This is a genomic window from Nocardia sp. No.11 (genome assembly GCF_038752175.1).
GTDB classification, from domain to species: Bacteria; Actinomycetota; Actinomycetes; order Mycobacteriales; family Mycobacteriaceae; genus Nocardia; species Nocardia canadensis.
Window position 1 is genome coordinate 1 of the sequence record NZ_JBCGFB010000205.1, and the last position, 6,107, is coordinate 6,107.

A 6,107-nucleotide genomic window follows, 5' to 3' on the forward strand; every position below is an offset into this window, starting at 1 on the left:
GGCCGACGCCACCGGCGGCGGCGGTGATCAGGGCGGTCTCGCCCTCCCGCGGCGCCGCGGTGTCGAGCGCGCCGAGCGCGACCAGACCGCTGCGCATCAGCGCGACGGCGTCGACCGCGGACGCGCCGTCGGGAATGGCCGAGGCCTGGTCGGCGGGGAGCACGACGTACTCGGCGTAGGCGTCGGCGCACAGACCGACGACGCGGTACCCCTCCGCGTAGTCGTCCACTCCGTCACCGACCGCGACGACCTCACCGGCCACCTCGGCCCGCAACTCCTGCGGACCGTTGATGCGCCGGATGGCCGAGAGGGTGACCCCGATGGCCTCGACCTTGACCAGCAGCTCACCGGGACCGGCCACCGGCACCTCGGCCGCGACGACCTCGAGCACCTCCGGACCACCGCTGCGCTCGTACCGAACTCGCCGCATGACACCTCCTGAGATTGGGCGAAGGCGCAACGGTAACCGGCTGAGTGCGCGTAACCACAGCTCACGGACCTGTGAGTGCTAAATCTCACCGCCGTGCGCACGGCACGGAGAGCACCTTCACAGCACGATTACCCCGCGCCGGCGCAGCAGACGCGTGCGTCACGCCACACCGGCCGGATCGCCCGCCGCCCGAGCTCTTGCGCCGAGCACGCACTCTCGCGATCGCCATCCGCCCGCCGTACCTCGGGCCCACTGCGCCACACGAGTCCGCACCCTCGCGCCCCCGCTCCTCGGACCCACTGCGCGCCACCAAGCCCGTGCGCTCCCTGCCGTGGCGATCAGCGCGCCGCCCCACAGCCCTGGTCGCCGGCACCGCCCCCGGCGTAGCGTGACCGTATGGAGGCGACCACGGAGGTGGTGACCGCGACCCCCGCGCCGATATTGGCGGCATTCATCGACCGCTATATCGGCTACCGGCTCGCGGGATTCGAACCCGGCCTGCACCGGGGCCTGCCGTCACGGCACATGACCTTCATCGTCGCCATCGGCCCGACGATCGACGTGGTCGAGCACACCGACCCGCACCAGGCGCCGGGCAGCTACCGCTGTGTCCTGAGCGGCCTGCAAGCGAGCCCGGCGACCATCGCGCACACCGGTTTCCAGGAGGGCATCGCGATCGAACTGACCCCGCTGGGCAGCCGGGTCCTGTTCGGGATGCCGGCCAGTGAACTGTGGGACATCTCGATCGAATGCGCCGACGCCGGTGGCCCGTTGGGCGATCAGCTCGCCGATGCCGTGCAATCGCACGCGGATTGGCCGAGCCGCTTCGTCGCCTGCGACCGCGCGCTCACCGCCGCCGCCCGCACCGACACCCTCGCCGGTCCCGAATTGTCCTGGGCATGGCGCACTCTCGTCGGCACCGGCGGCACCTGCGAGATCACTCCGCTGGCCGAGCGGATCGGCTGGAGCCGTCAGCATCTGACCCGCAGGTTCACCGCCGAGTTCGGCGCGAGCCCGAAGCTGGCCGCGCGGATCATCCGGTTCGAGCGGGCGCGCCGGATGCTGGCGAATACGCCGTCGTATGTCTCCATCGCCCAGGTCGCCGCTGCCTGCGGCTACTACGACCAGGCGCACCTGAACCGCGACTTCGCCGAGCTGGCCGGCTGCGCCCCGACGACCTGGCTGGCCGAGGAGATTCCATCCGTCCAAGACCCGAACGCCCCCGCGGCGGGAGGCTGAACACATGGACACTTCAACCAATACCCAGACCACGGTCTGGCCCTGCCTCGCCTTCGACGACGCTCGCGCCATGATCGAATTCCTCACCACCGCCTTCGGTTTCGAAGAGGTCGCCGTCTACGCCAGGGACGACGACGCCTCGGTCGTCGAACACGGCGAACTGCGCTGGCCGGGCGGCGGCGGCATCATGTTCGGCTCCACCGGCCGCGACGACAGCCCCTTCGGCACCCGCCCGGCCGGCGTCGCCTCGCTCTACCTGGTCACCGACGAACCCGACGCACTGCACGCGCGGGTCACCGCGGCCGGCGCGCGCCTCATCCGCGACCTGCGCGACGAGGACTACGGCTCCCGCGGTTTCAGCGTCGCCGACCCGGAGGGCAACCTCTGGAGCTTCGGCACCTACCGGGGCGAGTAACCGCGCTCCCAGCCACGCACGCCCCGACCTCGAGGAGGGGCCCGCCGCGCAGCGGCGGGTCGCGGCCGTCCCGGGGCCGCGACCTCGAGCGCGCCAGCGCTCCATCCAACTCTGAACAAAATTTCATCTTGGCCGCGACGGTGGGTGATCCTGTCCGGCGCGCTGGGCCGATCGGCTACGTTGTCGATGTTTCACCCGAGGCTCTGCGCGTTATACCAGGAGAGTTGGCACATGGCGACCATCGAATATCTGCGGACCGACCCGGACTTGCCTCCGGTCGGTGTCGTCGATCGCACGCCGATCACGACCGCCAAGAAGGCCGTGTTCGCGGGGATCGCCGTGCTCGGCGCGATCGCGTGGGCGATTGTCGCGTTCGTACGCGGCGAGTCGGTCAACGCGGTGTGGATCGTCATCGCGGCGGTCTGTACCTACATCATCGCGTACCGGTTCTACGCGCGGTTCATCGAATGGAAGATCACCAAGCCGCGCGACGATGTCGCCACGCCCGCCGAGCTCTACGACAACGGCAAAGACTTCATGCCGATGGACCGGCGGGTGCTCTACGGTCACCATTTCGCCGCCATCGCGGGCGCCGGGCCGCTGGTCGGCCCGGTGCTCGCCGCGCAGATGGGTTACCTGCCCGGCACGATCTGGATCGTCGTCGGCGTGGTGTTCGCCGGCGCGGTGCAGGACTACCTGGTGCTGTGGGCCTCGACGCGCAGGCGCGGGCGCAGCCTCGGGCAGATGGCGCGCGACGAGCTGGGCGCGGTCGGTGGTGTCGCCGCGATCGTGGCGATCCTGGCCATCATGACGATCCTGCTCGCCGTGCTGGCGCTGGTCGTCGTCAACGCGCTCGGGGAGAGCCCGTGGGGCGTGTTCTCCATCGCGATGACCATCCCGATCGCCCTGTTCATGGGTGTGTACCTGCGGTATCTGCGGCCGGGCAAGGTCGGAGAGGTCTCCGCGATCGGCATCGCGCTGCTGCTGGCGGCGATCGTCGGCGGCGGCTGGGTGTCGGAGACCGAGTGGGGCGCCGACTGGTTCACGCTGTCGCGCACCACCATCGCCTGGTGCCTGATCGCCTACGGCTTCTTCGCCTCGGTGCTGCCGGTGTGGCTGCTGTTGGCCCCGCGCGACTATCTGTCGACGTTCATGAAGGTCGGCACCATCGTGCTGCTGGCGGCGGGCATCCTGATCACGATGCCGGTGCTGAAGGCGCCCGCGGTCTCCGAATTCGCGCACAGCGGAACGGGTCCGGCGTTCGCAGGCAGCCTGTTCCCGTTCTTGTTCATCACCATCGCCTGTGGCGCGCTGTCGGGCTTCCACGCCCTGGTCTCCTCGGGCACCACGCCCAAGCTGCTGGCCAAGGAATCCAACGCCAGGATGATCGGCTACGGCGGCATGCTGATGGAGTCGTTCGTCGCGGTGATGGCGATCATCACGGCCTCGATCATCGATCAGCACCTGTACTTCGGCATGAACGCGCCGCTCGGTCTCACCGGCGGCACCCCGGAAAAGGCCGCGGCGTACACGAATACGCTCGGCCTGTCCGGCCCGCCGGCGACGCCGGAGCTGTTCGCCGACGCGGCCGCCGACGTGGGTGAGAAGTCGATCATCTCGCGCACCGGTGGCGCGCCGACGCTGGCGGTCGGCATCTCCGAGGTCTTCCACAAGTTCCTCGGCGGCGAATCGATGAAGGCCTTCTGGTACCACTTCGCGATCATGTTCGAGGCGCTGTTCATCCTCACCACGATCGACGCGGGCACCCGGGTCGCGCGGTTCCTGGTCTCGGACGCGCTCGGCAACTTCGGCGGCGGGTTCAGGAAGTTCCGTGATCCGTCGTGGCGGGTCGGCGCGTGGCTGTGCTCGCTGCTGGTCGTCGCGGGCTGGGGCAGTGTGCTGCTGATGGGCGTCAACGATCCGTTCGGCGGCATCAACGCGCTCTACCCGCTGTTCGGCATCGCCAACCAGCTGCTCGCCGCGATCGCCCTGACGGTGGTGCTGACCATCATCATCAAGCGCGGACTGCTGAAATGGGCCTGGATTCCCGGCGTTCCGCTGGTCTGGGATCTGCTCGTCACGATGACCGCGTCCTGGCAGAAGATCTTCTCCGCCGACCCCAAGCTCGGCTACTGGAAGCAGCACAGCCTGTGCCAGGCCGCCAAGGAGGCGGGCACGGGCTGCCTGACGGCGAAGACGCCCGAGCAGGTCGACATCGCCATCCGCAACACCCTCATCCAGGGCACGCTCTCGATCGTGTTCGCGGTGCTGGTGCTGATCGTCACCGTGGTCGGCGCGATCGTGTGTGCCAGGGCCGTTCGCTCGGGCACGGTGTCGAGCACCGAGTCCGAGGAGCAGCCGTCGAAGATCTTCGCGCCCAGCGGTTTCGTCTCGACCGCCGCGGAGAAGGACGTGCAGAAGGAGTGGGACGCGCTGATCGCCGAGGGCAAGGTGGCCGCACCCGGATCGGCGCACGTGTCGTGAGTGTGTCGCGGGACGGGGACGGCCGGTTCACCGGATCGGCCGCCCCCCGCCCTGCGGCCACGGCGCCGCGCCCGACCGTGCGAGTGCTGTTGTCGCGGGTGTGGGCGGGCGCGCGCGGGGTCGCCCGGTGGTACAGCGCGATCAACGGCGGTCAGGACTACCAGCGCTACGTCGATCACCTGCGACGCGACCATCCCGGCTGCCCGATCCCCAGCGAGCGCCAGTACTGGCGCGACCGCTATGCCGAGGCCGAGCGAAACCCCACCACCCGCTGCTGTTGAGGCCGCCGCGCGGCGCGAGAATTTCCGACCGCCGAGGCCCGGGATAAGTGGCCGATTTCCGCTAGCAGCCCGTCCGGTCTGCGGGCATTGTGGAATCCGTGACGATCACGGCTTTGGACTTCGAGCGCTGCTACCGGGCGGTCTCGACCCGGGATTCCCGCTTCGACGGGCAGTTCTTCACCGCGGTGCGCACGACCGGCATCTACTGCAGACCCTCCTGCCCCGCGATCACGCCCAAGCGGGCCAATGTCTCGTTCCTCCCCACCGCCGCAGCGGCGCAGCAGGCCGGGTATCGCGCCTGCCGCCGGTGTCTACCCGACGCGGCGCCGGGCTCGCCGCTGTGGAATGTCCGGGCCGATCTGGCCGCGCGGGCGATGCGGCTGATCGGGGACGGGGTGATCGAGCGCGGCGGCGTTCCGGCACTCGCCTCGACCCTCGGCTATTCCCAGCGACAGCTCACCCGGGTGCTCACCACCGAGCTCGGCGCCGGCCCGCTGGCCCTGGCCAGGGCGCATCGCGCGCACACCGCCCGGCTGCTGATCCAGACCACCGAGATGCCGATGTCCGACATCGCCTTCGCGGCGGGGTTCGCCAGCATCCGCCAGTTCAACGACACCGTCCGCGAGGTGTTCGCGGTCAGCCCGACGGCCATGCGCGCCGAGTCGCGGCGCTCACCGCGTTCGGATGTGGTCGCGCCCGCCGCGCCCGGTTTGCTCACGCTGCGACTGCCGTACCGGGAGCCGATCGACACCGGGTGGCTGTCGTGGTTCCTGTCGGCGCACACCGTGCCCGGCATGGAACTGTGGGAAGACGGCGTCTACACGCGCGGCCTGCGAACTCCGCACGGGCACGCCACCATTCGGTTGTCGTTCCAGTCCGGGCACGTGCGCGCCGAACTGGCCCTGCGGGACATGCGCGATCTGGCGCCGACGGTGGCGCGGGTGCGACACCTGCTCGACCTGGACGCCGATCCGGAGGGCATCGACGAGGGTCTCGGCATCGCCGTCCCGCCCGCGAACACCGGACTGCGCGATGTCGCGACGGCGGTGCCCGGCGATCGGTTCGGTCCCGGCATTCGCGTGCCCGGTTGCCTCGACGGCCCGGAGTTGTTACTGCGCACCATGATCGGTCAGCAGATCTCGGTCCAAGCCGCGGCGACGCACACCGCGCGACTGGTCGCCGCGCTCGGCGAACGGATCGACGGCCCGGCCCCCCGGCTGTTCCCCACCCCCGAGGCGGTCGCCGAGCGCGGCGCGGA

The 6,107-nt window shown here is 70.1% G+C and carries 5 protein-coding genes and 1 pseudogene; 5 read left to right on the forward strand and 1 reads right to left on the reverse strand.

Features of this window, described 5'->3' with window-relative positions; genetic code table 11:
• Positions 1-430: pseudogene (locus V8688_RS30910) on the reverse strand (NADP-dependent oxidoreductase); the annotation flags it as partial.
• A gap of 396 nt (positions 431-826) precedes the next feature.
• On the opposite strand from V8688_RS30910, the gene V8688_RS30915 reads away from it, so the two are divergent.
• The 5 genes from V8688_RS30915 to V8688_RS30935 all read left to right on the forward strand — a co-directional run.
• On the forward strand, positions 827-1,669 hold the full coding sequence (locus V8688_RS30915; protein ID WP_316575988.1) for a helix-turn-helix domain-containing protein: 843 nt from the start codon (positions 827-829) through the stop codon (positions 1,667-1,669).
• A 4-nt stretch (positions 1,670-1,673) separates the two neighbouring features.
• Positions 1,674-2,084 (forward strand): VOC family protein, encoded by a 411-nt coding sequence (locus tag V8688_RS30920; protein WP_342802276.1) that lies wholly within the window; start codon positions 1,674-1,676, stop codon positions 2,082-2,084.
• A 231-nt stretch (positions 2,085-2,315) separates the two neighbouring features.
• Positions 2,316-4,568: a carbon starvation CstA family protein gene (locus tag V8688_RS30925; protein ID WP_342802277.1), complete on the forward strand. Its 2,253-nt coding sequence runs from the start codon at positions 2,316-2,318 to the stop codon at positions 4,566-4,568.
• 98 nt (positions 4,569-4,666) lie between these two features.
• A complete protein-coding gene (locus tag V8688_RS30930) occupies positions 4,667-4,849 on the forward strand; it encodes a YbdD/YjiX family protein (protein ID WP_342802279.1) in 183 nt (60 codons plus the stop codon).
• Positions 4,850-4,938: 89 nt separating this feature from the next.
• A partial coding sequence (locus V8688_RS30935) for an Ada metal-binding domain-containing protein (RefSeq protein WP_342802278.1) occupies positions 4,939-6,107 on the forward strand: 1,169 nt, incomplete at its 3' end.